The organism is Allobosea sp. CRIB-10 (assembly GCF_900112185.1).
In the GTDB taxonomy this organism is placed as follows: domain Bacteria; phylum Pseudomonadota; class Alphaproteobacteria; order Rhizobiales; family Beijerinckiaceae; genus Allobosea.
The window spans coordinates 102,551-127,582 of record NZ_FOKP01000010.1 but is presented as its reverse complement, the minus strand read 5'-3'; the positions used below and the strand labels follow the sequence as shown (position 1 = coordinate 127,582).

The window sequence follows — 25,032 nt, the reverse complement described above, 5'->3', positions numbered from 1 at the left end:
CCCCTCGTGACTGAACTGGAACCGGTTGGCCTCCTCAATGCAGGACTGCGCTGAGGAAGGTGGTGAGCTCGGGCGTCTTCGGCTGGGCGAGCACCGCCGCGGCCTGGCCTTCTTCGTGGATGCGGCCCTCGTGCATGAAGACGACGCGCGAGCCGAACCTGCGGGCAAAGCCCATTTCGTGGGTGACGAGCATCATGGTCATGCCCTCCTGCGCCACGGATTCGAGCACTTTCAGCACTTCGCCGGTGAGCTCCGGGTCGAGCGCCGAGGTGACTTCGTCGAACAGCATCAGCTTGGGCCGCATCGCCAGCGAGCGGGCGATCGCGACGCGCTGCTGCTGGCCGCCGGAGAGCTGGGACGGGTAGGCGTCGAGTTTGTCCTCCAGCCCGACGCGAGCGAGCACCTCGCGGGCGACCTCGCGCGCCTCCTCCGGCTTCTGCTTCTTCACGACGCGCGGGGCGAGCGTGATGTTGTCGCTGACCGAGAGATGCGGGAACAGGTTGAATTGCTGGAAGACGATGCCGACCTCCTGCCGGAGCTTGCGCAAATCGGTCGCGGGATCGTTGACCTGGACGCCGTCGATGCGGATCGTGCCGGCCTGGACCGGCTCCAGCCCGTTGACGCAGCGCAGCAGCGTGCTCTTGCCTGAGCCCGAGCGGCCGATCACGGCGACGACCTCGCCCTTCTCGATATCGAGCGAGACGCCCTTCAGCACCTGGTTGGCGCCATAGCTCTTGCTGACGTCATGGATTTCAACGAGCGACATCGAGCTTCCGCTCGAGCGAGCGGCTCCATTGCGTGAGAGGGAAGCACATCGCGAAATAGATGCAGGCGACGGTGATGTAGACGGCGAAGGGCTTGTAAGTGCCGGCCGCGGTGAGCTGGCCCTCGCGGGTGAGCTCGACGAAGCCGATCACAGCCGCGAGCGAGGTGTTCTTGATCAGCTGGACGAGGAAGCCGACCGTCGGCGGGATCGCGATCCGGATCGATTGCGGGATGATGACGTAGCGCAGCTGCTCCGTCAGCGAGAGCCCGAGCGAGGCGCCCGCCTCCCATTGTGTTCTGGCGATCGAGACCAGCGCGCCCCGCCAGATCTCGCCTAGGAAGGCCGAGCCGTAGACCGAGAAGGCGACGGCCGCCGCGATCCAGGGATTGACCGAGATGCCGGCGAGCGGCAGGCCGAAGAAGATCAGGAAGAGCCAGACCAAGAGCGGCGTGCCCTGCACCAGCTGGATATAGGTCGCCGAGAACCAGCGCAGCGGCGCGAGCGGCAGGATGCGCATGATCGCGAGCGCAAGGCCCAGCATCGCCGAGCCGGCGAAGGCGACCGCGGTCAGCGCCAGCGTCCAGCGCGCCGCCGCGATCAGGTACATCACATCGATGAGGCCGAATTCGCGGATCATCGCACGAACACCACACGGTAGATCAGGGCGAACAGGCCGCGGAAGCCGATGGCGAGCGCGAGATAGAGCACGCCGATCACCGTATAGACCTCGAAATCCCTGAAGGTGCGCGACTGCACGATCGACGCCGCGTGGAACAGGTCCTGCACCGAGATCTGCGAGGCGACGCTGGTCGCCAGCATCAGCAGGACGAACTGGCTGGCGAGCGCCGGGAACATCGCCTTCAGCGCCGGGAAGACGACGATGTAGCGGAAGACCTGCAGCCCGGAGAGTCCGAGCGAATGGCCCGCCTCGATCTGCGCCTTCGGCACGGCCTCCAGGCCTGCACGGACGATCTCGGTGGTGTAGGCGCCGAGATTGATCACCAGCGCGATCATAGCGGCGGTCAGCCCGTCGAGCCTGACGCCGAAGCTCGGCAGACCGAAGAAGATCAGGAAGAGCTGCACCAGCAGCGGCGTGTTGCGGATGATCTCGACATAGGCGCCGACGATGCGGCGCAGCCAGGCCGGGCCGTAGGTGCGCCCGGCTGCGCAGAGGACGCCGATGAGGAGCCCGCCGACCATCGCAACGGCCGACAGCAGCAGCGTGATCCAGACGCCGTCGAGAATGGACTCCCAGGCCGCAAAGACGTCGCGAAACTGGAGCCCGTACTTCATCGCAGTCAGCCTTGGGGCTGCGGGCCATGGGCCCGCCGTCCGGATGCACTGGACGGATATTGCAGCGATGCGCTCATGTCTCTCCCTCTTTACCCGGAGGCTAGTTTGGCTTCTTATTTGATGTCAAGCTTCACATATGAAACAGGCGCAGCATGAGCGTTCTTCCCGAAGCCGACACTGACGAGAAGGCGGCCTATGCCGCTCCCGCCCTGGAAAAGGGTCTCGACATCCTCGAACTCCTCGCCGAGACCGGCGAGCCGCTCTCGACCCGCGTGATCGCCGAGCGGCTGCAACGCTCGAAGAGCGAAATCTTCCGCATGGTCTTCGTGCTGCAGCAGCGCGGCTATCTCGAACGCGAGGCCGGCACCGACCGGCTCGGCCTGTCGCGCCGCCTGTTCGACCTCGGCATCAGGACGCCGGGCGGCAAGCAGCTCACCTCGGTGGTGCTGCCGCTGATGGAGCGCTTCAGCGAGGAGAGCGGCCAGGCCGCCCATTTGGTCGTGCTGAGCCGGGCTCAGACCGTGGTGCTCGCGACCACCGCCGGTCATCTCGACGCCAGCGTCATCGTCCGCCCCGGCTATGGCCGCCCGGCACTCGATGCCAATTCCGGCCTGCTCATCCTCGCCTTCCAGTCGGAGGCACGCCGGCGCGGGCTGATGCGCGAGGCGCCGCCGGAGATCCGGAAGCGCCTCGATGAGCCGGCAACACAGGCTGCGCTCGCGGAAGTGCGCGCGCTCGGCCACCGCATCGCGCCGAGCCGCGACATCCTGGCCGTCACCGACATCGCCTGCCCGGTGATCGGCCCGGCCGGCCATGCCGAGGCGGCGATCCTCGTGCCCTGCCTGCAACGTCACGGCGTCGAGACCGACGAGAGCGCGATCCTGCTCGCGCTCAAGGCCTGCGCCGCGGAGGCGGGCCTACGCCTGCCCTACGGCTAGGGCTCATCCGGAGAAACCACGGACTAACCCGGAAAACCCGCGCAATTGCCGCAGCGCGACCCGAAGCCGGCCATATACTCTCCCAAATTACTGGCGAATTTGCCTCTGACCGCCGCAACCGCCACGGAGGAGGACGATATGGCCGAGACCGCGACGAACCCTGAGACCATCGTGATGACCGATCCGGAGTGGATCGCGCTGGAGAGCATCAGCGAGGAGACGCGCCGCTTCATCTTCGGTGAGGCGATGCTGCGCCTGCTTCAGGGTCGCGGCCTGGCCGAGCCTGGCGACGAGCTCTGGAAAGTCACGCCCCATGGCCAACAGGCGCTCGAAGCCCGCAGCCATTGAATCTCGCACGTTACTCACTCAACCGGGTCGTCCCGGACAAGCGGCGCAGCCGCGCCGATCCGGGATCCATTCCTGAGCCTTTCCGATAAAGGTTCCGGAATGGGTCCCGGGTCTCCCTGCGGTCGCCCGGGACGACTCGTTCACATATCGAACCGGTCAGAGTCATAGACGGTTGCAAGCGCCGGCCGCGCAGCCCATCTCAGCTGCACGCCAGCTCGCTCACGCCTCTTGGACCTGACGCATGAAACGCCCCGTCACCATCACGATCTCGCATTCGCTCGGCCGCGAGGCGGCGCGCCAGCGGCTGCAGGGCGGCGTCGGCAAGGTCCGTGACAAGCTCGGCGGCTTCGGCATGCAGCTCGTCGAGGAAAGCTGGCAGGGCGACACGCTGCAATTCGGCGTCGCCGCGCTCGGCCACACCATCAATGGCAAGATCGAGGTCGAGGATGCGCTGGTGCGCGTCGAGGTGATGCTGCCGTTGATGCTCGCCATCTTCGCCGAGAAGCTGAAGCTCGGCGTCGAGAAACAGGGCCAGATTCTGCTCGAGCACAAGCCGACCAAGGCCTGATCCCGCGCACCGCGCGCCATGTCGCAGCCAGCTTGCGACTTTTGTCTTCCATCGAAGGTTGAATTCCCCCGCCGCGATCCGCACAGTCGCAGGCGTCCCCTTTCCCGCCGACCCACCGGAGACCCATGCATCACGGCCCATTGATCGCCATCATCGTCATGGGCCTCGGCCTCGCCTTCGTGTTCGGGGCGCTGGCACAGAAACTCAGGGTTTCCCCGCTCGTCGGCTATCTCCTCGCCGGCGTCGCGGTCGGGCCGTTCACCCCGGGCTTCGTCGCCGATCAGGGCCTCGCCAACGACCTCGCCGAAATCGGCGTCATCCTGCTGATGTTCGGCGTCGGCCTGCATTTCTCACTGAAGGACCTGCTCTCGGTCAAAGCCATCGCCGTGCCGGGCGCGCTGGTGCAGATCGGCACGGCGACCCTGCTCGGCCTGGGGCTCGCTTTGCTGCTCGGATGGAGCGTACCGGCCGGCCTCGTCTTCGGCCTGGCGCTCTCGGTCGCCAGTACGGTCGTGCTGCTGCGCGCCTTGCAGGAGCGTCGCATCGTCCAGACCGAGAAGGGCAAGATCGCCGTCGGCTGGCTGATCGTCGAGGACCTCGCCATGGTCCTGGCGCTGGTGATGATCCCGGCGGTCGCCGATGTGCTGAACGGCGGCTCCGGAGCCGCCGCAGGCGGCGGCCCGCTGGCGACGCGCTTCGATCTCGGCCTTTGGGGCGTGCTCGGCCTGACGCTCGCCAAGGTCGCCGCTTTCGTCGCCTTCATGCTGATCGTCGGGCGCCGGCTGATCCCCTGGATCCTGCATTGGGTCGCCCATACCGGCTCGCGCGAGCTCTTCCGCCTCGCCGTGCTGGCGATCGCGCTCGGCGTCGCCTATCTCGCTGCCAGCCTGTTCGGCGTCTCCTTCGCTCTCGGCGCCTTCTTCGCCGGCATGATCCTGAGCGAATCGCCGCTCAGCCATCGCGCCGCCGAGGAATCGCTGCCGCTGCGCGATGCCTTCGCCGTGCTCTTCTTCGTCTCCGTGGGCATGCTGTTCGATCCCGGTATCCTGCTGCGCGCGCCGCTGCCGCTTATCGCAACCATCGCCATCATCCTGTTCGGCAAGACCCTGGCGGCCTGGCTGATCGTGCGCGCTTTCGGCAAGCCCGATCAGGTCGCGCTGACGATTTCGGCGAGCCTGGCGCAGATCGGCGAATTCTCCTTCATCCTCGCGGGGCTCGGCGTCTCCCTGAAGCTGCTTCCGGAACAGGGCCGCGACCTGATCCTCGCCGGTGCGATCTTCTCGATCGTGTTCAACCCGCTGATGTTCAAGCTCGTCGACCGCTTCGCCCCGCCCGACCCGGCACCGGCCAAGCCCAGGCCGGCAGAACCGAAGCCGGTCGAGGCCGCGCCCGTCCCCCAGCCGGAAGCCCCGGCCGCAAAGCCGGAGCCCGAGCCCGCACCCGCCCCCGAACGCGATATCGCCCCGACCGAACTCTCCGATCACATCGTCGTCGTCGGCTATGGCCGCGTCGGCTCGCTGCTCGGCGCCGGCCTTACGGCCATGGGCGAAAAGCTGCTGGTGATCGAGGATCAGGATGACGGTGTCGCCGCCGCCCGCCGCGACGGTGCCGAGGTGCTGGTCGGCAATGCCGCCGATCCGGAGGTGCTCGGCGCCGCAGGCCTTGCGCGGGCGCAGCGCCTTTTCGTGGCCATCCCCGGCAGCTTCGAGGCCGGCCAGGTCTGCGAGCAGGCGCGCAGACAGAACCCGAACCTGCCGATCGTCGCCCGCGCCCATTCCCTCGCCGAGGTCGAGCATCTCAGGGAGTGCGGCGCGAGCCGCACCATCATGGGCGAGGCCGAGATCGCCCGCGCAATGCTGGCGCTCTGCGGCAGGAAGGGTGAGGAACCGGCTCCGAGCGCGCCGAACGCGGCGTGAATCCGGCGAACTCCCGAAAGCCCTCATCCTGAGGATCAGCCGAAGGCTGCGTCTCGAAGGATGTTCGAGGAGGCTCTGGAACCATCTGGAGCATCCTTCGAGACGGCCGCTGACGCGGCCTCCTCAGGATGAGGGCTGAGGTGGATCAACCCTAGCTTAGCCCTACCCCTCGCCATCCATCAGCGGATGCAGGTCGCGCACCATGTTCTTCAGCCGCTCGTCGAGGATGTGGGTGTAGATCTGGGTCGTCGCGATGTCGGCATGGCCCAGCAGTTCCTGCACGACACGCAGATCGGCTCCGTTCTGCAGGAGATGGCTGGCGAAGGCATGCCTGAGCACATGCGGCGAGACCTTGGCCGGCGACAGGCCGGCCGCGGCGGCCAGCGATTTGAGGTCGCGTCCGAAAGCCTGGCGGGTGAGGTGCCCGCTCTCGCCATCGGAAGGGAAAAGCCAGCGCCCATCCGGCGTGCCCTGCTCCCGCAGCACGGCAAGATGCGCCGTGGCTGCGACGCGCGCCGCCTCGTTCAGCGGCACCAACCGGTCCTTGTCGCCCTTGCCGCGCACCACCAGGAAGCGCTCGCGCGTCGTCGCGGCCGAGAGCGGCAATGCGATCAATTCGGAGACGCGCAGGCCGGTGGCGTAGAGCATCTCGATCAGGCAGCGCATCCTGACGCTGCGCGCCCGCGCCGCCGGCGACTGGCCCTCCTGCTCCGCCATCTGCTGGGCCGTGCCGATCAGCCTATCGACCTCGGCGACGCTGAGCACCTTCGGCAGCGGCCGGCCGAGCCGCGGCCCCTCGATCGCCGCGGTAGGGTCGCCTCCCGCCAGCCCTTCCGTATAGAGGAAGCGATGGAATTGCCGGACCGCAGAGAGCCGACGCGCGGCCGAGGAGGCCTTCAGCCCGCGTTCCGACAACTCGACCAGATAGGCCCGGATATCGTCCGCCGTAGCCGCGGCGGGGCCGCCCTGGCTGGCGGCGAAGCCAAGATAATCCTCGAGGTCACGCTCATAGGCCTCGATCGTGTTCTTGGCCGCGCCGCGCTCGGCCGCCAGCATGTCGAGGAAGCCGTTGAGCCAGGAGCGCGCCTGCTTGCTCATTTCTGCAGCTTCGAGGGCGGCACGATCTCGACCATCTCGCGCGGCTCCGGCTTCACGAAGGTGACCAGGGCGAGCATGCCGCCATAGACTAGCCCGGCAATGACAGCCAGGAACGTCAGGAACTTGAACAGCGTCGGCACGGCCGGCGATTCCCCATGCACCCCAACCCGTTATTTCTGATTGGGGGTACCGGGCGCAAGGGCGGAACCGGCGATCTCTGCAATCTGCAACCCGCGCAGGCTGTTGCCGACGAACCAGCGTCCAGCCTGCCGGAGATCATCAAGACGCAGTGGCGCCTCCCGCGCGGCACCGGTTTCGATGAGCTCGCTGCGCAGCACGCCCGGCAGCAGGCCGTGCTCCAGCGGCGGCGTCAGCAAGACGCCGTCGCGCTCGACGAAGATGGTGCTGCGGCTGGTCTCGGTGACGAAGCCTTGCCGGTTGAGCAGCAGCGCATCGTCGCAGCCCTGCGCGGCCGCCTCGGCGAAGGCTCGCTCATAGACCGCGCGGCGCGTCGTCTTGTGGCGCAGGAACGGATCGCCGGCATCGACCCGCTGGCTGGCGACGGTGATCCGAACCGCGCCGTCGGCAGCAGGCGGCATCGGCGCGGTGGTGATCTGGAAGCTCCCATCGCGGCGCAGCTCACAGCGCACGCGATGCTCCTCAGCGACGGGGAATGACGCTTCAACCTCGCTAAGCTGGCGGAGCACCTGATTGCGATCGAAGCGAAAGCCGAGCGCCGCCGCCGAGGCGGCCAGACGTTCAAGGTGCAAGGCAAGCCGAACATAGCCGCCGGACCAGCGCAGTGTCTCGATCAGCCCGTAATCCGCGGCAAGGTCAGTCAGCACCCCTGCCTTCAACCGGCACTCGGCATATTCCTCGGCTGGCCTGGAATCGACGACGATGCCGCCGCCGACGCCGTAGACGCCCTCGCCACCCGGCAGCAGTGTCGCGGTCCGGATCGCGACGTTGAAATTGAGGTCGCCATTCGGGGCGATCATGCCGATGGAGCCGGTATAGACCTCACGCGGAGCGGCTTCGAGCTTGCGGATGATCTCCATCGCCCGCAGTTTTGGCGCGCCGGTGACCGAGCCGCAGGGGAAGAGCGCCTGCATCTGCTCGAGGAGCGAGAGGCCCGGCCGCAATGTGCTCGTCACCGTCGAGGTCAGCGTGTGGAAGCCCGGATAGGTCTCGGTACTGAACAACGATGGCACCGCAACCGAACCCTGCTCGCTGATCCGGCCAAGGTCGTTGCGCAGGAGGTCGACGATCATCAGGTTCTCGGCCAGCTGCTTCGGATCGGCAAGCAAGGCCGTCTTCGCCACATCGTCGGCCTGTGCATCGACGCCCCGCGCTGCCGTCCCCTTCATCGGCCGGGTGACGGCGCGCCCGCCTGCGGTCTCGATGAACAGCTCCGGCGAGACCGAAAGGATGCTCGCCTCACCTGTCGCGACCATGCCGCCATGCGCGACCGGCTGGCTCGCCCTGAGCGCGCTGTAGAGTGCGAGCGGATCGCCGCGATAACGGAAGCGGATCGGGAAGGTCAGGTTGATCTGATAGGCGTCGCCGGCGTGGAGATAGTCGAGCACGCGCTGGACCGCCTCCGCGTGCCCGGCCTCGTCCAGCCCGAATGCCAGATCGTCGAGCGGCGGCGGACACAATGCTGAGAAGCCCCTGTCGAGTCCCGCTGGCGCGATGCTGCGCGGCGCCTCGAACAGGCCGAACCAGAGCAACGGCAGACGATGCTCACTCGGCAACAGCGCCGCCAGACGCGGCTCGAAAGCGTAGCCGAGCTCATAGGAGAGGAAGCCGGCTGCATGCAGGCCGCGCGCCAATGCGGCCTCGATGCGGGCGAACGCCCCGACGATGCCGGATGGCTCGGTCGCCTCGATGATCTCGACGGGGTCGGTGAAGAGCAGCGCCTGCCCTGCCCCGCTGCGGTCTTCCAGCAGCACGAAGGGTGGCCGCACCCCGGCGATCCCGCAATTTGCTCCAGCCACCGGCATCACGCCCCTCACCCCCGTCGCGGCGCTACGGACCCGGTTCAGCTCGTCCGGTCAAGCCATGGCGCATGGCACATGGCGGTGCCGCGATCCTCATGCTAGAGCGGGCTCAAGGAATTCAGTCGATGACGATGGCGGAAACGATCGAACACGTGGATCGCATCGCCCTGCGCGCCGCGCTTGGTGCGCGGGCCGTGGTGCTGGTTGGCATGATGGGCTCGGGCAAGAGCTCGGTCGGCAAACGCCTCGGCGCAAGGCTCGGCCTGCCCTTCGTCGATGCCGATACCGAGATCGAGACCGCTGCCGGCATGACGATCCCGGAGATTTTCGCCCAGCGCGGCGAGAGCGAGTTCCGCGACGGCGAGCGTCGCGTCATCGCCCGCATCCTGACCACGCGCGCGCCCCTCGTGCTGGCGACCGGCGGCGGCGCCTTCATGAACGCCGACACCCGCGCCCGCATCGCCGAGCTCGGCGTCTCGATCTGGCTCAAGGCCGAGTTCGACGTATTGATGCGCCGCGTCCGCAAGCGCAGCAACCGCCCGCTGCTCCAGACCACCGATCCCGAAGCGACCATGCGCCGGATGCTGGCCGAACGCGAACCCGTCTATGCTCTCGCCGACATCACCCTGCTCTCTCGCGACGATCCGCATGAGGTCGTGGTCGAGGACGCCATGACGGCGCTGGACCAGCGGCTGCGCCGGGAGACGACCTAATGAACGCCGCGGTCCCCGCTCCCGCCACCGCAGAGCCCATCATCGTGCCGGTCGCCCTGGCCGAGCGCTCCTACGACATCCTGATCGGCCGTCATCAGCTCTGCGAGGCTGCCGAGACGATCGCCCGCCGCTTTCCCGGCGCCCGTGCCGCCATCGTCACCGACGAGAACCTGGCCGCCCTGCATGCGCCGGCGCTCGAATCCTGCCTGCACAGGGTCGGCGTCCCCACGACGCGCCTGACCGTGCCTCCCGGCGAGGCGACCAAATCCTACGCCCGCTTCATCGAGCTCTGCGACGGTCTGCTTGCCGCCAAGATCGAGCGCAATGATCTCGTCATCGCGCTCGGCGGCGGCGTCGTCGGCGATCTCTCGGGCTTCGCCGCCTCGGTGCTGCGGCGCGGCGTGCGGCTGGTGCAGATCCCGACCAGCCTGCTCGCCCAGGTCGATTCCTCCATCGGCGGCAAGACCGGCATCAATTCCAGCCATGGCAAGAACCTGATCGGCGCCTTCCACCAGCCGGCGCTGGTGGTCTGCGACACCGCTTTGCTCGACACGCTGAGCGAGCGCGAGTTCAAGGCCGGCTATGCCGAGGTGGTGAAGTACGGGCTGATCGACGATCCCGCCTTCTTCGACTGGTGCGAGGTCAACTGGCGCCGCGTGATGGAAGGCGGCCCCGAGCGCGACCATGCGGTCGCGACAGCCTGCCGGGCCAAGGCCGCGATCGTTGCCCGTGACGAGCGCGAGGACGGCGACCGGGCCCTGCTCAATCTCGGCCATACCTTCGCGCATGCGCTGGAGCGGCTGACCCGCTACGATTCCAGCCGCCTCGTCCATGGCGAGGCGGTCGCGATCGGGCTTTGCCTCGCCTTCCGCTTCTCGCAGCGGCTCGGCCTCTGCTCCGGCCAGGACGCCGGCCGCGTCGCCACCCATATCGCCTCGGTCGGCCTGCCGACCCGGCTGCAGGACGTGCCCGGCGGCGCCGGCACGGCGGCCGAGATCGTCGAGGCGATGACCCAGGACAAGAAGGTCAAGCGCGGCGCGCTGACCTTCATCCTGGCGCATGGGATCGGCAGGAGCTTCATCGCGCCCGGCGTCGCCACCGAGGCGGCGCACGACTTCATCGAAAGTGAACTCGCGGGAACCTGAGCGCTTCCGCCATGGTCGCCATTCCTCATCTCGACCCCTGGCTCGCCATCGCCGTCGTCGCGCTCGGCGTGCTGCTGACCGGCTTCCTGGCCGCGGCCGATGCAGCGCTCCATGCGATCTCGCGCGCCAGGCTCGTCCAGCAGGAGAAGGCCGGCAGTCGCCGCGCCGCGATTGCCCTGCGCGTGCTTGGCGATCGCGAGCGCCTGAGCGGCGTCTTCCTGCTGGCGCGGACGCTGGTGAAGACCGCGACGGCAAGCTTCGCCGCCTATGCCGCGCTCGCCTCATTCGGAGCCAGCGGTGCGGCGGGCCTGGCGATCGCGGTCGCTCTGGTCGTCGTTGTGCTGGGCGAACTCGCGCCGCGCATGGCCGCCGTCGCCGATCCCGAGCGGATGGCACTCAAGCTGGTGCGGCCGGTGGCGCGCCTGCTCGCCTTGCTCGGCCCGCCGGTCCGGCTGATGCAATGGTTCGCGCGCCGCTCACTCGGCCTGTTCGGGCTGCGGATCGACTCGCAGCGTCCGGTGCTGGCGATCGACGAGATCCTGCGCGACCAGGTTGAGCTGATGCGCCAGGAGGGCACGGTCGAGAAGGCCGATGGCGACATGGTCAGCGGCCTGCTCGACTTGAAGCAGCTCGAAGTCGCCGATGTGATGATCCATCGCACCAAGATGCGCACGATCAATCTCGACCTCGGCCCCGAGGCGATCGTGCGCGAGGTGCTGGCCTCGCCCTATACCCGCATGCCGCTCTGGCGCGACAAGCCGGAGAACATCGTCGGCGTCCTGCATGCCAAGGACCTGCTGCGCGCCCTCGATGCCGCCGGCGGCGATGCCTGCAAGCTCGATGTCGCGACCATCGCGCTCGAATCCTGGTTCGTGCCGGTGAACACGCCGCTGCCCGAGCAGCTCAAGGCTTTCCTCGCCCGCAAGACGCATTTCGCCCTCGCCGTCGACGAGTATGGCGAGGTGATGGGGCTGGTGACGCTCGAGGACATCCTCGAGGAGATCGTCGGCGACATCCGCGACGAGCACGACATCGCCGTGCCCGGCCTGCGCCAGCAGCCCGACGGGGCCGTCATCGTCGATGGCGGCGTGCCGATCCGCGACCTCAACCGGGCGATGGACTGGCAACTTCCGGACGACGAGGCGACGACCATCGCCGGCCTCGTCATCCACGAGGCCCGCGCCATCCCCGATGCCGGCCAGGCCTTCACCTTCCACGGCTTCCGTTTCGAGGTGATGCGCAAGAGCCGCAATCGGCTGACGGCGCTCAGGGTCGCGCCTGCCGGCAACGGCACGCTGGCCGAGTCGGACGCGGCCACTGCCTCGGTCAGGGGCTGAAGACCAGCACCAGGAAGACGAAGAACACCGAGAGATGCACCGCGCCTTCGAGCATGGTGGTGCGCGTGCCGGTGAAGGTCAGCGTCGACAGCAGCAGCGTCATCGACAGGATCACCATATTGGTGCCGGAGAGGCCGAGCACGACCTCCTGCCCGGTGAGCAAGCCGATGACCAGCACCGCCGGGACCGTCAGACCGAGCGTCGAGGCGGCGGCGCCGAGGCATAGATTGATCGCCCGCTGCAGCTGATTGGCGGTGATCGCCTTGAGTGCCGCGATGCATTCGGGCGTGAACACCACCATGGCGATCACAATGCCGCCGAGCGCAACCGGCGCGCCGAGCCGGGCGATGCCGAAATCCAGCACCACGGCGAGGCTCTTCGCCAGGATGACGATCGGCAGGATATTGGCGAGCAGCAGCACGACATGGCGCGAGGTCGAGCCTGCGGCAGGCGAATGCGATGGCTCATCGACAGGCTCCGGATCCGGCGCCGGGATTAATCCGGGGTCGCCGTCCACCTGCATCCTGGCCCGGACATAGGCCGCGCCGTAAGGCATGTTCGATTCGCCCGCCGGTTCCTTGAAGAAGACGCTGTGCCGGCCGGTCTGCAGGATCAGGAAGGCGCCGTAGAGCAGCAGCGTGAACAGCGAAAACGCGATCGACTGGAAGGTCGTCAGCGTACCGTCGGCCGTCGAGGTTGTGAAATTCGGCAGCACCAGTGGGATCAAGGTGAGCGGGATGATCACTGCCAGATAGGCCGAGGCGCCCTTGAGATTGTAGCTCTGCGAGAAATGCCGGAGGCCGCCGATCAGCAGGCCGATGCCGACGACGCCGTTGAGGACGATCATCAGCACCGCGAACATCGTGTCGCGTCCGAGCGTCGGTGCGCCCTTGGCGCCCAGCATCACCGCCGAGATCAGGGCGACCTCGATGATGACGATCGAGAGCGTCAGGATCAGCGTGCCATAGGGCTCGCCGAGCCGGTGCGCCAGTTCCTCGGCCTCGTGCACCACGCCGAAGGCCGACCAGACGATCACGCCGAGCAGCCAGGCGAAGATCAGCAGCGACGGTAGCGGCGCCCCTAATTGCGCCAGCAACGTGCCGCCGAAGAGCTGAAAGGCTGCGACCGAGGCCCAGGCGCAGGCGAGACGGGCGATCATCATGTCGGGCAATGGATCCGTCGTTGAAAATGGAGATCGGCGAGTAGACGCCGAAAATGATCTCACAACGGCAGGTCCGTGACACGCGCTGTTTGCCCGCGTGCGGCAATCCTTCGCAATAGCGCCACAAAGCAAGTCGAGAGCTGTGCGATGAGCGCGCCCAGCCTTCGCCCTTCCCGCCTCGTCTTTCTCGCTGCAGCTGCGCTCTTTGCCGGCACGCTTGCAGCGCGCGCCCAGCCGGAGCCGAGCTTCCGCGCGAGCTGCAGCCAATTGCGCACGGCGCTGAAGTCGCTGGCCGGCCGGGAGGGCGAACTCGTCACCATCCAGGTCGAGGGTCCGTTGACCATTGTCAAGACCGGCGCCGGCCTGACCTATCTCGGCCTGTGCCAGGCGCCCGATCCGCAGGTGCTCTGCGTCACCTATGACGACAACGGCCGGAAAGCTGGCGAACGCGTCGTCGTCAGCGGCAGCTGGGAGCAGTTCGGGCCGGACCACGTCAAGCTCGACCCTTGCCTGCATCACCCGCCGGACGAGCCGGCGCCCTGATGGTCAAGCGAGCTTGGCCAGGAAGTCGGTCGCCTTGTAGCCGTCAGGCACGCCGTCGAGGATGATCGCGGCGCTGCGCGAGTTCTCCGTCCTGAGCGCCAGGATCGCCTGATAGCCGGGCGACGCATACCAGCCGCGAGCGGCAGCGATGTCCGGGAAGGCGATGACGACGAGATCGCCCTCCCAGGGCCCTTCCATGACCTCCGGCGTCACGCCATGGATCAGGAAGCGGCCGCCGAAGGGGATGAGCGTTTCGTCGATGCGCTTGATGTAGTCGACGATCTCGGCGTTCAGTTGGACGTCGCGCAGGTGAGCGATGGCATAGGCGGTCATGATGCGGGTTCCCGTGCGAAGCGGGCTCGAAGCCCGCGATGGCCGGGACCATGCAACAGGGCTGGCGGCAGGTCGATTACCTCGCGGGTAAGCGGAAGGACGCTTTGCTCAGCCGTCGACGATGCCCTTGCTCGCCAGCGACGACACGGTCGCGACCGGCTTGTCGGTGACGAGGTACTGCGCCCGGGCCAGTGCGGCGAAGCGCCCGCCCTTGGCGACGAGCTCCTCGAAGGAGCCCATCTCGATCACCTTGCCCTGCTCGAACACCAGGATGCGGTCGGCATTGCGGATGGTGGCGAGGCGGTGGGCGATGACGAAGGTGGTGCGGCCTTTCATCACCTCGTCGAGCGCCTTCTGCAGCTTCACTTCGGTCGCCGCATCGAGGGCCGAAGTCGCCTCGTCGAGGATCAGGATCGGCGGGTTCTTGAGCAGAGCGCGGGCGATCGACAGGCGCTGGCGCTCGCCGCCCGAGAGGGTGCGGCCGCGCTCGCCGACGATGGTGTCGAGCCCGTCGGTCTGGCGCGCCATGACCTCGGTGGCCTGAGCACGGTCAAGGGCTTCCATCATCTCGGCATCGGTCGCGTCCGGCTTGCCGACGGTCAGGTTCTCGCGGATCGAGCGCGCGAACAGCATCGGCTCCTGGAAGACGACGCCGATATTGCGCCGGAGCGAGAGCAGCGAGATCTCGCGGATGTCGCGACCATCGGCGAGGATGCGGCCCGATTGCGGATCGAAGGCCCGGTGCAGCAGGCCGAGCGTGGTCGATTTGCCCGAACCGGTCGAGCCGACGATGGCGATGGTCTCGCCGGCCTTGACCTCGAAGGAGACGTCGGCGACGGCGGCGCGCTTGCCGTCATAGGAGAAGGAGACGTCCTCGAAGGCGATGCGGCCCTCGAGCCGCCCGGCATCGGCCGCGCCGGGCAGGTCGCGCACCGCCGGCAGCGTGTCGATCACCTCGAAGAACTCGCGCATCTTTGGCGCCTGCATGAAGATGAAGTTCACGAAGGCGACGATCTGCTCGAGCCGGCCGACCAGCATCGTGGCGAAGCCCATGAAGGTGACGATCTCGCCGACCGTGGTCAGCCCCTGCATCAGGAGCCAGGTGCCGACGACGAAGATCGAGAGCACGGTCAGCGTCGCCGAGGCGCGGGTCGCGACGGTCGCGACCGCCCACCAGGTCAGCACCGGAATCTGCGCTTCGAGCAGGCTGGTGATGGTGTTGCGCAGCCCGCGCACCTCGGCCTCGATCCGGGTGAAGCTCTGGATTACCGGGACGTTGCCGAGCGCGTCGGAGGCCCGCTCCGCCAGGCTCGAATGATAGGCCTCGACATTGCTCTGGAGCTTGTCGGTCTTGCGCAGCACGAAGGCGGTCAGCGTCCCGAACAGCACGACGAGGAAGATCAGCACCAGGCCGAGCTGCCAGTTCTTCCAGAGCGTGAACGGCAGCAGGATGAAGAGCGCGACGAAGCTGGCGCAATGCTCGCGGAAGAAGGAGAGCCACAGCGCCCACATGCCGCTGGTGCCCTCCAACATCACCTTGAGCACGCGGCCTGAATGGGTCTGCGTGTGGTAGGCGAGCGGCAGCGTCAGTGCATGCTCGAAATAGTTCGCCATCACCGCCAGCCGGCGTCGATGCGCCAGCCGGTCGGCGAAGAGCGCGACGAAGACGCCGGCGCCGATATTGAACAGGCCGAAGCCGACCCAGGCACCGAGCAGGACGCTGATGTCGGCCCAGCTCGGGCGCGTGCCGGCGGTCTGCAGGCTGGTCAGCTTGTCGATCAGCGCGCCGAACAGCATCGGCTCGGCGAAGGCTGCGCCCGCCAGCGCGACGTTGGCGATGGCGAGAATGAGCCCGAGGCGCCGTTCCGGGCCAAGCTCGCCGAGGACGCGGGCGTAGATCGCAAGCAGAGACATCGCCGAAAGCTTTAGCCGAGGTTGCGGCGCGAGCAAGCCCCCAAACCTTAACGCTTCCTTCAACCGCCGGTCCCTATGGTTTCCGCGACAGCGAAAGCTGGGGCCCGGCCGAATGCCGGGTCTGGCCGGCTTGGGATGGCATCCATGGATATCGCGACCGGCATCGGCATTCTGGGCGGTATCGCTACCATCTGCGCGATCATCATCATCGACGGCGGCAACTTCGCCGCCTTCTACGACAAGCACGCCGTCATCATCATCTTCGGCGGCGCCGCGGCCGCGACCATGATCCGCTTTCCTTTCTCGGTGATCGCCCACGGCCTGCCGATGGGGCTGCGCTTCGCCTTCACCATGCGCTCGATCCATCCGCGCGAGCTGATCGACGAGATCACCCGCGTCGCCGAGATCAACCGCAAGAGCGGCCCGGTCGCGCTTGAGAACGTCGAGGTCTCCGACACCTTCCTGGCGCAAGGGTTGCGCTACATCGCCGACGGCTACGACAAGGACTTCATCCGCGACACGATGGAGCGCGACCGCGACAACTTCCTGCAGCGGCTCGATGAAGGCTCGAAGGTCTACCGCGCCATCGGCGACTGCGCCCCGGCCTGGGGCATGATCGGCACGATTCTCGGCATGGTGACGATGTTCGCCAACATGTCCGACCCGTCCAAGCTCGGCCCGGCCATGGCGACCGCCCTGCTGGCGACGCTATACGGCGCCGTGATCGCCAACATGATCACGCTGCCGATCGCCGACAAGCTGCACATCAAGCTGGAGGAAGAGGAGATCTCGCGCACGCTGATCATCGACGGCGTGCTGCAGATGCGCGACGCCAAGAGCCCGACGCTCGTGCGCGAAATGCTGCTCGCCTATCTGCCCGACCATCACCGGGCCGAGATGGCCGAAGCGACCTGAGCGGCCCCGGGCAATGGCCAAGAAGAAAAGAGGCGGACATGGCGGCCACGGCTGGTTCGTGACCTTCGCCGACCTCATGGCCCTGCTGATGGCCTTCTTCGTCATGGTCGCCGCCTATTCGAGCCAGGACAAGCAGAAGATGCAGATCGTCGCCGGCTCGATGCGCGACGCCTTCGGCACGCAGCGCGACTTCAAGCTGGCCGGGATCGTCGAGGTCGACGGCATCCCGACCAAGACGCACATCAAGAATGCCTATGTCCGCCCGCTCGAGGAGGCCTCCGACAACACAGCGCCGAACCAGAACCAGCAGAAGGAAGAGGGCCTGGTCTCGGCCACGCATGATCGCGGCTTTGCGCTCGCGGCCGCCTCGCTGCGTCAGGCGCTGCGCGAGATGCCGGAGATCGGCGAGCTCTCGCGCAACATCCTGGTCGAGGTCTCCGAGCAGGGCATCGACATCCAGCTGGTCGACCAGGACGACCGCGCCATGTTCGACGAAGGCTCGACCATACCGAACGAGCGTATGCGCCGCTTGCTCGCCGCGATCGCCCCGACGCTGCGCCGCATGCCCAACAAGATCGCGATCAGCGGCCACACCGCCACCCAGCGGCCGAGTACGGTCGCGCCCGGCAATCCCTGGGCGCTGTCGGTCGGCCGCGCCTCGGCGGTGCGCGAACTGCTCGGCAATGCCGGCGTCCCCGACGAGCGCTTCGTCTCGATCACCGGCAAGGCCGACACCGAGCCGCTGGTCAAGGACAACCCCTATCTCGCCTTCAATCGCCGCGTCGGCATCGTGCTCAAGGCCGATGCGCCGCCGCTGCCGGTCGGCGCCAAGCCCTGATCGCTCAGGGCGCGACCACCAGCGCCCAATAGACCTGGTATTTCGAGCCCGGTGCATAGGCGGAGGCGATGCCCATGCGGGTCGCTTTCGGCGCCTTCATCACCCGGTCGTGCTGCGGCGAGTCGCGCCAGCCCGAGAAGGCCTCCGCCAGCCGGCGATAGCCGGCCGAGAGATTGGCCTCGGTACCCGGCTGCCCCGCTCGCGCAAGTCTCGCCTTCACCGCCTCGGCCTGGGCCGGCTTGTCGGCAGCCGCCATCGCGGCTGCTTCCTGCTCGGCCGCCTGCATCAAGGCCGGATCGAGCTTCAGCGTCCCCAGGCCCGCATTCAGCCGATAGGCCGAGATGGTCGCGCGCGCAGCCTCCGCATCGACCCTGGCAGAGGGAGAGCCGAGATCGCGGTAGAAGGCCGGCTGGGTCCGGACCGGCTCGGTGCAGCCGGCGAGGTTCAGCAGCGAAAGCGCTGCGGCAAACGCGGCAGGACAACTCATCGAGCGCCACCGCTGCGGGGGCGCGGGCAGCGCGGGAAAAAGACGCATCGCATCAATCCTTGGTCTCGTCCTTGCCGCTCGCGGCGGGTTCCGGTTTGGCGGGTGGCGAGGCCGGAGCCTCCTCCGGCTGTTCCTCGCTCTCGGCCGGCGGGCCTGAGCGCTTGACTGAGACGCGCCCGCCAGCCGGCTTGGCACGGCGGCCGACCTCCTTCGACACCGCCGCGGCGATCTCGCCGAGCGAGTGCTCGACACCCTCCAGCCCCTTGACGGTGAGCTCGGTCGGGACCGGGGTTTCCAGCTCGGTCAGGCGCCGGTGGATCACATAGTTCAGGTCGCTGGTGACGCGCCCGACGATGTCGACATCGCCGACGACGCAGATCAGGTCGAAATCCATCGTCGTCGTGCCGAGCTTCTTGAACAGCACGTTCGGCGGCGGCTTCTTCAGCACATCGCCATGAGCCTCGGCGGCGTCGAGCAGCATGGCGCGCACATCCGTTGGATTGAGCCGGCGCGGGACGCTGATCGAGATCAGCACCCGGCCGGTCCGGTCGGAGCGGACGCGGTTGCGCACCACGCCCGAGACCAGGTTCGAATTCGGCACGATCACCGAGGAGCGGTCGAAGGTCTCGATCTCGGTCGAGCGGACATTGATGCGCTTGACGATGCCCTCGGCGTCGCCGACCAGGACCTGGTCGCCGACGCGGATCGGCCGCTCCCAGAGCAGGATCAGGCCGGAGACGAAGTTCGACACCACCGACTGCAGGCCGAAACCGATACCGACCGAGAGCGCCGAGGCGACGAGGGTGAGCCGCTCCAGGCTGAGGCCCAACGAGGAGAAGCCGACGGCCGCCGCCGCCGCGTAGCCGACATAGCCGGCCGCGGTCGTGATCGAGTTGCGCAGGCCGGTGTCGAGCGAGGTCGTCGGCAGGAACTTGCCGTCGAGCCAGCGTTGCAGCGAGCGCGTCGCCGCGAGGCCGAGCGCGAACAGCAGGATCGCCACGACGATCGAGGACAGAGAGACCGTGACCCCGCCGACCTGGAAGCCGAAGAAGGCGGCCCGCAGCGAGGTCAGGAAATCTGTCGATTCCAGCCCCCAAGGCGCCAGCGCCAGCATCACCGTGACGACGATCAGCACGATCTTGAGCGCGCCTGAGAGCACGACCGCGATCTTCTGCAGCGTCCCCGCGCGCAGGCCGATGCCAGCCCGCAGCGTCAGCGCAAAGCGGCCCTCGCCAGTGAGCTGGCTGCTGATGCCGAGCTCGATCAGCTGCATCAGCAGCACGAAGACGGCGGCGAGGATGCCGAGCCAGATCACCTGCTCGGTCAGGAAGGTCGCCAACACGACATAGCCGAGCAGCAGCGACAGGAGGACAGCGACGCCGACGACCCAGCCGAGGATCCGGACCGGGCCGAGGCTGGCGCCATCGACCGGCACATAGGGGCCGAGGCACGCTTCCTGCTCGATCTCCTGGTTGTCGCGCAGGCGATAGAGCCCAGCGATCAGGATGATCGCAAAGATGGTGGCGAAAACGCCACGCACGATGATCGACAAGGTGAGGCCGGCGGCGATCGCCTGCAGCCAGGCCTCGAACACCTTGCCGATCGCCATCACGATGACGAGCGAGCTGGCGAGCCAGGTCACCGTCTTCGCGGTCGATTCCATCACGCTGGCGAGGCGACGTTGCGGCTCACCGGGGGCAAACATGGCATCTGCCAGCGCCTGGACGAAGGCGATCAGGGCCAGGCCGAAGACGATGGCGAGGATGACGGGCTGGATCCGCGGCGGCAGCAGGCCAGCGGTGTTCAACCCGGCATAGATCAGCCAGCTCGCCAGCGCCGGTGGCGCCGTCCGCGCGACGATGCGGATCAGTGCCGCATAGAGGATATGGCGGTCGCTCGAATCGACGCTCGCCGCCAGTCGGGCCGTCAGCCGCGGCATGTAGCGGGCGCGCGCGACATAGAGTGCGATCGCACCGAGAAAGGCCAGCGCCACCAGCGTGCCGCGCGGGCTGAACAGGGCCGTGGTGAAGACCGAGAGCCAGTCGCCGAAGATGAATTGCGAGGCGCGCAGATCTGACGGAAAGGCCGTCAGCGTCGTCGACCAGACCTCTGGATTGAGGATCGACGGGCCGGCGGCGAACAGGGCCTTGGCGAAACGGTCGCGCCTGAGATCGCTGATCGAGCTCTGCAACTGCTCGGCCTGCAACAGTGTCGCACGCCCGATCTTCAGGGTTTCATCGGCCTCGGCAAAACTCTTCGTGCGCGTGTCGCGCTCGCGCGCCACGTCCGGCGTCTCAGGCGGCGCATTGGCGTCCGGCTTCGCCCCGAGCTGTTCGAGCCTGAGCCTGGCCTGCTCGGTGCGCGGCACCTGCTCATCGGTGAGGAGCCTCAATTGATCGAGCAGAGGTTGCAGGCGCAGGCGCTGGCGCTGCAACTCATCGTCGGAGACGTTCGGATTGGTGAGGGACGCCTCGATCTGGGTGAGCTCGCCCCTGATCGAATCCAGGCGCGCGCGGGGACTTGCGGGGTCGGCCGATTGCGCCAGCGCCGTCAGCGGCAGGAGCAGCAGCGCCAGCGCGAAGAGCGCGGCGCCGCCGCAACGCCGGAAGGCTCGGTCGAGGCCGTATATCATCGACATTGCGGTCCTGCCGGGCTGATTCGCATCGTCGCGCAGCCTCGCCATTGCAGCGGGACGAAAGCAAGCATGTCTGACGAAGCGGCAGCATGGCGGCGTTCGCAGCTTTGCAGCGCTGGCGGGCGATGATCGTGCAACAGCATCACATTCCTGTGAGAGCACGCCGCAGCCGACGCACCAGAGGCTGGGTGTCTTCGGCGGAAAACCGGACAGCATCATGGCGGCGCTGATGAAAGCCGCGCGGATCGCAGAGCAGGTGCCCGGAAACAGCCCAACGGGACCGTGATCGCCGGTGACCGTACAACCTCTGGCGGCAATCGCGCTTCTGGGTTTGAATTCCTCCAAAGAACACCTCCGGCTGCTGACGGGCCGGCATGTGCATCAGGCGAGGCGCGCTGGCTCTCTCGCCGATCTTGGAATCGAAACCGGGAGGTTTGCGGTGGCTAAGCTCAGCATCAATGGCAAGACGATTGACGTTGCGGTCGAGGACGACACGCCCCTGCTCTGGGTGATCCGCGAGCAGATCGGCCTGACCGGCACGAAATATGGCTGCGGCGTCGCCCAATGCGGTGCCTGCACCGTGCATATCGACGGCGTCGCCACCCGCTCCTGCGCCATGCCGGTGAGCGCCCTCACCGCCGAGCAGAAGATCGTCACCATCGAGGGCCTCTCGCCCGACGGCAACCATCCGATCCAGAAGGCCTGGATCGAGCACGACGTGCCGCAATGCGGCTTTTGCCAGAGCGGCATGATCATGGCCGCCGCCGCACTGCTCCAGGCCAATCCCAAGCCGAGCGATGCCGACATCGCCGCCGAGATGACCAATATCTGCCGCTGCGGCACCTATAACCGCGTCAAGGCCGCCATCAAGGACGTCGCCGCCGGCGGCCAGATGAATCGCGGCTGATCCGATCTCACCCATTTTCCGCGCGCGGCTCGAGCGCCACCACCTCGCCGCAGCGCCATCCGCAATCAGGAGGACGCCATGAGTCTAGCCTCTGTGACCGATACCAAACTCTCCCGCCGTTCGATTCTGAAAGGCTCGGCCGCAGCCGCCGGCGCCTTCAGCTTCGGCTTTTCCGTTCCCCTCTCCAGCGAGGTACAGGCGCAAGGCGCAGTACCGGAGGTCAACGCCTGGGTCGTGGTCCATCCCGACGACAAGGTGGTGATCCGCATCGCCCGCTCGGAAATGGGCCAGGGCACGCTGACCGGCCTCGCCCAACTCGTTGCCGAGGAGCTCGACTGCGACTGGGCCAAGGTCACCACCGAATATCCGACGCCGGGCCAGAACCTCGCCCGCAACCGCGTCTGGGGCAATTTCTCGACCGGCGGCAGCCGCGGTATCCGCGAATCCCATGACTATGTCCGTAAGGGGGGTGCAGCGGCCCGGATGATGCTGGTCCAGGCCGCCGCGGATGGCTGGAAGGTGCCAGCTAGCGAATGCAGCGTCGTCAAGGGCGTGATCAGTCATAAGGGCTCCGGCCGCTCGATCCGGTATGGCGAGGTCGCGGCTGCGGCAGCCAAGCTCCAGGCCCCTGCCCCCGCCAATGTCCCGCTCAAGGACCCCAAGGACTGGACCATCGCCGGCAAGCCGCTGAAGCGGCTCGACACCGCCGACAAGACCACTGGCAGGAAGGTCTACGGCATGGACTTCACCCTGCCGGGGATGCTCAACGCCGCGATCAAGGACTGCCCGGTTTTCGGCGGCAAGGTGAAGAGTTTCGACGCCGCCAAGATCAAGGACATGCCGGGCGTTAAGCACGTCCTGCCGGTCGGCGACGGCGCCATCGCCGTCGTCGCCGACACCTGGTGGCGCGCCAAGACCGCGCTCGACGCCCTGCCGATCACCTGGGACGAGGGCGAGCACGCCAAGGTCTCCAGCGAGAGCATCGCCGCCTGGCTGAAGGAAGGGCTCGACGCCCCGCAAGCCGCTATCGGCAACCAGAACGGCGACGTCAAAGGCGCCATCGCCAATGCCGCACGCGTCATCGAGCAGGTCTATTCCTATCCGTTCCAGAACCATGCCTGCATGGAGACGATGAATGCGACCGCGCTCTATACCCCGGAGCGCTGCGAGGTCTGGACGCCGACGCAGAATGGCGAAGCGGCACTCGCTGCCGCATCGGAAGCATCCGGCCTGCCGCTGGCCAAATGCGAGGCCTACAAGATCGATCTCGGCGGCGGCTTCGGCCGGCGCGGCGCGGTGCATGACTGGGTGCGCCAGGTCGTCGCCATCGCCAAGCAGATCCCAGGCACGCCGGTCAAGCTGATCTGGTCGCGCGAAGAGGACATGCTGCACGGGCGCTTCCACCCGGTGACGCAGTGCAAGCTCACCGGCGCACTCGACAAGGACGGCAACCTGACCGGCCTGCGCATGCGCATCTCCGGCCAGTCGATCGTCGCCGGCATCTTCCCGCAGAACATCCAGAACGGCCGCGATCCGGTGGTGTTCCAGGGCCTCAACCCGCCGGGGCCGGAGGCGTCGATCGGCTACACCATCCCGAACCTCCTGATCGACCACGCCATGCGCAACCCGCATGTGCCGCCGGGCTTCTGGCGCGGGGTCAACCTCAACCAGAACGCGATCTATCTGGAATGCTTCATTGATGAGCTTGCCCATGCCGCCGGCAAGGACCCGCTCGACTATCGCCGGGCGTTGATGAAGGACCATCCCAAGCACCTGGCCGTGCTCAACGCGGCCGCCGAGAAGGCGGGCTGGGGGACGAAGGCGCCGGACGGGGTCTATCGCGGCATCTGCCAGACCATGGGCTTCGGCTCTTACGTCGCGGCGGTTGCCGAGGTTTCGGTCGATGCCGGGGGTAAGCTCAAGATCCACAAGATCACCGCCGCGACCGACCCTGGCCACGCCGTCAACCCCGCCCAGATCGAACGCCAGGTCGAGGGCTCCTTCGTCTACGGGCTCTCTGCCGCGCTCTTCGGCGAGTGCACGGTCAAGGACGGGCGCATGGTCGAGGAGAATTTCGACACCTATCCGGTGGTGCGCATGGAGGACATGCCGGCGGTCGAGACGGTGATCGTGCCCTCCGGCGGATTCTGGGGCGGCGTCGGCGAGCCGACCATCGCGGTGGCAGCGCCGGCAGTGCTGAACGCGATCTTCGCCGCCACCGGCAAGCGCGTGCGCAACCTGCCGCTGAAGAACACGGATCTGCGCAAGGCGTGAGGCCTGCCGCGATCCGGACCGCATTGATCTGGCTGGCGCTCGCGAGCGCGCCGGCCGGCGCGCTCGAAGTCTATACCGTCGTCGGCGATACGATTCCCGCGCCGCTCGGCGGCAAGATCGGCGACCCCGAACGCGGACGGGCACTGGTGCTCGACCGCACGCAGGGCAACTGCCTGATCTGCCATCAGGTGCCGGAGCCGAACGAGCCCTTCCAGGGCACGATCGGCCCGGATCTCGCCGGCGTCGGTGCCCGGCTCGATACCGGCCAGCTGCGCCTGCGCCTAGTCGATGCCAGCCTGCTCAACCCGCAGACGGTGATGCCGCCCTATTTTCGTAACCAAGGATTGCAAGACGTTGCCCCGGCCTTTCGCGATCGGCCGGCGCTGACCGCCCAGGAGATCGAGGATGTCGTCACCTATCTCGCCAGCCTGCGCACGCCCTGAGCCGGCGCTCTCGCGTCGCGAGGTCATGGCGGCCGGCGCCGCCGGCCTCGCGCTCGCCGCCTTGCCGGCATCAACTCAGGCAGCCGCGCCACCGGCGCTCGCCGAGCTGATCACGCGCGTGACCGAAGGCGCGGTGCCGGAGCGCAGCAAGATCACCTTCGACATCCCGCAACTGGTCGAAAACGGCAATTCGGTCGATGTCGCCATCCTGGTTGAGTCTCCCATGACGGAGAACGACCATGTCCGCTGGATCCATGTCATCGCCGAGAAGAACCCGTTTCCCGACGTGGCGCGCTTCCACCTCACCCCGCGCAGCGGCCGGGCCGACATCCGCGCCACCTTGCGCCTCGCCACCTCGCAGAAGGTCGCGGTCGTCGCTTCGCTGAGCAGTGGCGGCTATGTCATGGCCGATGCCGATATCGTGGTCACCCTCAGCGCCTGCATCGACGGAGGCTGAAA

Annotated in this window: 25 protein-coding genes; 14 read left to right on the top strand and 11 right to left on the bottom strand. The window is 67.4% G+C overall.

The features are described 5' to 3' along the window. Positions 1-34: 34 nt before the first annotated feature. The 3 genes from BMZ69_RS14720 to BMZ69_RS14710 are packed head-to-tail and all read right to left on the bottom strand — an operon-like array spanning position 35 to position 2,059. Positions 35-766 carry an amino acid ABC transporter ATP-binding protein gene (locus tag BMZ69_RS14720; RefSeq protein WP_092157766.1) on the bottom strand — a complete coding sequence of 244 codons (732 nt, stop codon included), beginning with the start codon at positions 764-766 and terminating at the stop codon, positions 35-37. Beyond that, the gene (locus BMZ69_RS14715) at positions 753-1,403 is read right to left on the bottom strand and encodes an amino acid ABC transporter permease (RefSeq protein WP_092157764.1); all 651 of its coding nucleotides are present in this window, start codon (positions 1,401-1,403) and stop codon (positions 753-755) included. Before BMZ69_RS14715 ends, BMZ69_RS14720 begins: the two co-directional genes overlap by 14 nt. Next, positions 1,400-2,059 (bottom strand): amino acid ABC transporter permease, encoded by a 660-nt coding sequence (locus tag BMZ69_RS14710; RefSeq protein WP_092157762.1) that lies wholly within the window; start codon positions 2,057-2,059, stop codon positions 1,400-1,402. The genes BMZ69_RS14715 and BMZ69_RS14710 overlap by 4 nt, the downstream gene beginning before the upstream one ends. A 152-nt stretch (positions 2,060-2,211) precedes the next feature. On the opposite strand from BMZ69_RS14710, the gene BMZ69_RS14705 reads away from it, so the two are divergent. The 4 genes from BMZ69_RS14705 to BMZ69_RS14690 all read left to right on the top strand — a co-directional run bounded on the left by BMZ69_RS14705 (position 2,212) and on the right by BMZ69_RS14690 (position 5,829). After that, a complete protein-coding gene (locus tag BMZ69_RS14705) occupies positions 2,212-2,997 on the top strand; it encodes an IclR family transcriptional regulator (protein WP_092157760.1) in 786 nt (261 codons plus the stop codon). A gap of 138 nt (positions 2,998-3,135) precedes the next feature. Then, positions 3,136-3,345, top strand: a complete 210-nt coding sequence (locus BMZ69_RS14700) for a hypothetical protein (protein WP_092157758.1) — start codon at positions 3,136-3,138, stop codon at positions 3,343-3,345. A gap of 241 nt (positions 3,346-3,586) precedes the next feature. Then, positions 3,587-3,913: a polyhydroxyalkanoic acid system family protein gene (locus BMZ69_RS14695; RefSeq protein WP_092157756.1), complete on the top strand. Its 327-nt coding sequence runs from the start codon at positions 3,587-3,589 to the stop codon at positions 3,911-3,913. 125 nt (positions 3,914-4,038) lie between these two features. Beyond that, entirely contained in the window at positions 4,039-5,829 is a 1,791-nt protein-coding gene (locus BMZ69_RS14690) for a cation:proton antiporter domain-containing protein (protein ID WP_092157754.1), read from the top strand. Positions 5,830-5,991: 162 nt separating this feature from the next. On the opposite strand, the gene BMZ69_RS14685 is transcribed toward BMZ69_RS14690, so the two are convergent. Genes BMZ69_RS14685 through pabB form a run of 3 tightly spaced genes read right to left on the bottom strand, consistent with a single transcriptional unit; the run spans position 5,992 to position 8,894 of the window. After that, positions 5,992-6,927 (bottom strand): site-specific tyrosine recombinase XerD, encoded by a 936-nt coding sequence (locus tag BMZ69_RS14685; RefSeq protein WP_092157752.1) that lies wholly within the window; start codon positions 6,925-6,927, stop codon positions 5,992-5,994. Then, entirely contained in the window at positions 6,924-7,067 is a 144-nt protein-coding gene (locus BMZ69_RS14680) for a histidine kinase (RefSeq protein WP_092157890.1), read from the bottom strand. The genes BMZ69_RS14685 and BMZ69_RS14680 overlap by 4 nt, the downstream gene beginning before the upstream one ends. 30 nt (positions 7,068-7,097) lie before the next feature. Continuing rightward, positions 7,098-8,894 (bottom strand): aminodeoxychorismate synthase component I, encoded by a 1,797-nt coding sequence (gene pabB / locus BMZ69_RS14675; protein ID WP_175506809.1) that lies wholly within the window; start codon positions 8,892-8,894, stop codon positions 7,098-7,100. 158 nt (positions 8,895-9,052) lie between these two features. On the opposite strand from pabB, the gene BMZ69_RS14670 reads away from it, so the two are divergent. Genes BMZ69_RS14670 through BMZ69_RS14660 form a run of 3 tightly spaced genes read left to right on the top strand, consistent with a single transcriptional unit; the run spans position 9,053 to position 12,122 of the window. Next, a complete protein-coding gene (locus BMZ69_RS14670; protein ID WP_092157748.1) occupies positions 9,053-9,640 on the top strand; it encodes a shikimate kinase in 588 nt (195 codons plus the stop codon). Next, the gene (gene aroB, locus BMZ69_RS14665) at positions 9,640-10,785 is read left to right on the top strand and encodes a 3-dehydroquinate synthase (protein ID WP_092157746.1); all 1,146 of its coding nucleotides are present in this window, start codon (positions 9,640-9,642) and stop codon (positions 10,783-10,785) included. The genes BMZ69_RS14670 and aroB overlap by 1 nt, the downstream gene beginning before the upstream one ends. Positions 10,786-10,796: 11 nt before the next feature. Further along, positions 10,797-12,122 carry an HlyC/CorC family transporter gene (locus BMZ69_RS14660; RefSeq protein ID WP_092157744.1) on the top strand — a complete coding sequence of 442 codons (1,326 nt, stop codon included), beginning with the start codon at positions 10,797-10,799 and terminating at the stop codon, positions 12,120-12,122. On the opposite strand, the gene BMZ69_RS14655 is transcribed toward BMZ69_RS14660, so the two are convergent. Beyond that, entirely contained in the window at positions 12,112-13,284 is a 1,173-nt protein-coding gene (locus BMZ69_RS14655; protein ID WP_092157742.1) for a calcium:cation antiporter, read from the bottom strand. The two genes, BMZ69_RS14660 and BMZ69_RS14655, sit on opposite strands and share 11 nt — an antisense overlap. Positions 13,285-13,431: 147 nt before the next feature. Between BMZ69_RS14655 and BMZ69_RS14650 the strand changes: the two genes are divergently transcribed. Next, positions 13,432-13,827: a hypothetical protein gene (locus BMZ69_RS14650; protein ID WP_092157740.1), complete on the top strand. Its 396-nt coding sequence runs from the start codon at positions 13,432-13,434 to the stop codon at positions 13,825-13,827. Between the two features lie 3 nt (positions 13,828-13,830). Here BMZ69_RS14650 and BMZ69_RS14645 read toward each other — a convergent pair whose 3' ends face one another. Then, on the bottom strand, positions 13,831-14,160 hold the full coding sequence (locus BMZ69_RS14645; protein ID WP_092157738.1) for a DUF1330 domain-containing protein: 330 nt from the start codon (positions 14,158-14,160) through the stop codon (positions 13,831-13,833). Between the two features lie 108 nt (positions 14,161-14,268). After that, positions 14,269-16,074 carry a glucan ABC transporter ATP-binding protein/ permease gene (locus tag BMZ69_RS14640; protein WP_092157736.1) on the bottom strand — a complete coding sequence of 602 codons (1,806 nt, stop codon included), beginning with the start codon at positions 16,072-16,074 and terminating at the stop codon, positions 14,269-14,271. A 144-nt stretch (positions 16,075-16,218) separates the two neighbouring features. Between BMZ69_RS14640 and BMZ69_RS14635 the strand changes: the two genes are divergently transcribed. Continuing rightward, entirely contained in the window at positions 16,219-16,989 is a 771-nt protein-coding gene (locus BMZ69_RS14635) for a motility protein A (RefSeq protein ID WP_092157734.1), read from the top strand. A gap of 13 nt (positions 16,990-17,002) precedes the next feature. Next, on the top strand, positions 17,003-17,827 hold the full coding sequence (locus BMZ69_RS14630; RefSeq protein WP_092157732.1) for an OmpA/MotB family protein: 825 nt from the start codon (positions 17,003-17,005) through the stop codon (positions 17,825-17,827). A 4-nt stretch (positions 17,828-17,831) separates the two neighbouring features. Here BMZ69_RS14630 and BMZ69_RS14625 read toward each other — a convergent pair whose 3' ends face one another. Beyond that, positions 17,832-18,314: a CAP domain-containing protein gene (locus BMZ69_RS14625; protein WP_092157888.1), complete on the bottom strand. Its 483-nt coding sequence runs from the start codon at positions 18,312-18,314 to the stop codon at positions 17,832-17,834. A gap of 52 nt (positions 18,315-18,366) precedes the next feature. Then, a complete protein-coding gene (locus BMZ69_RS14620; RefSeq protein ID WP_175506807.1) occupies positions 18,367-20,952 on the bottom strand; it encodes a DUF3772 domain-containing protein in 2,586 nt (861 codons plus the stop codon). 436 nt (positions 20,953-21,388) lie between these two features. On the opposite strand from BMZ69_RS14620, the gene BMZ69_RS14615 reads away from it, so the two are divergent. The 4 genes from BMZ69_RS14615 to BMZ69_RS14600 all read left to right on the top strand — a co-directional run bounded on the left by BMZ69_RS14615 (position 21,389) and on the right by BMZ69_RS14600 (position 25,030). After that, positions 21,389-21,856: a (2Fe-2S)-binding protein gene (locus tag BMZ69_RS14615; protein WP_092157728.1), complete on the top strand. Its 468-nt coding sequence runs from the start codon at positions 21,389-21,391 to the stop codon at positions 21,854-21,856. Positions 21,857-21,934: 78 nt separating this feature from the next. Beyond that, entirely contained in the window at positions 21,935-24,130 is a 2,196-nt protein-coding gene (locus tag BMZ69_RS14610; RefSeq protein WP_092157726.1) for a xanthine dehydrogenase family protein molybdopterin-binding subunit, read from the top strand. Further along, a complete protein-coding gene (gene soxX / locus BMZ69_RS14605; protein WP_244543373.1) occupies positions 24,127-24,573 on the top strand; it encodes a sulfur oxidation c-type cytochrome SoxX in 447 nt (148 codons plus the stop codon). The genes BMZ69_RS14610 and soxX overlap by 4 nt, the downstream gene beginning before the upstream one ends. Beyond that, the gene (locus BMZ69_RS14600; protein WP_092157724.1) at positions 24,536-25,030 is read left to right on the top strand and encodes a thiosulfate oxidation carrier protein SoxY; all 495 of its coding nucleotides are present in this window, start codon (positions 24,536-24,538) and stop codon (positions 25,028-25,030) included. The genes soxX and BMZ69_RS14600 overlap by 38 nt, the downstream gene beginning before the upstream one ends. Positions 25,031-25,032 lie beyond the last annotated feature (2 nt).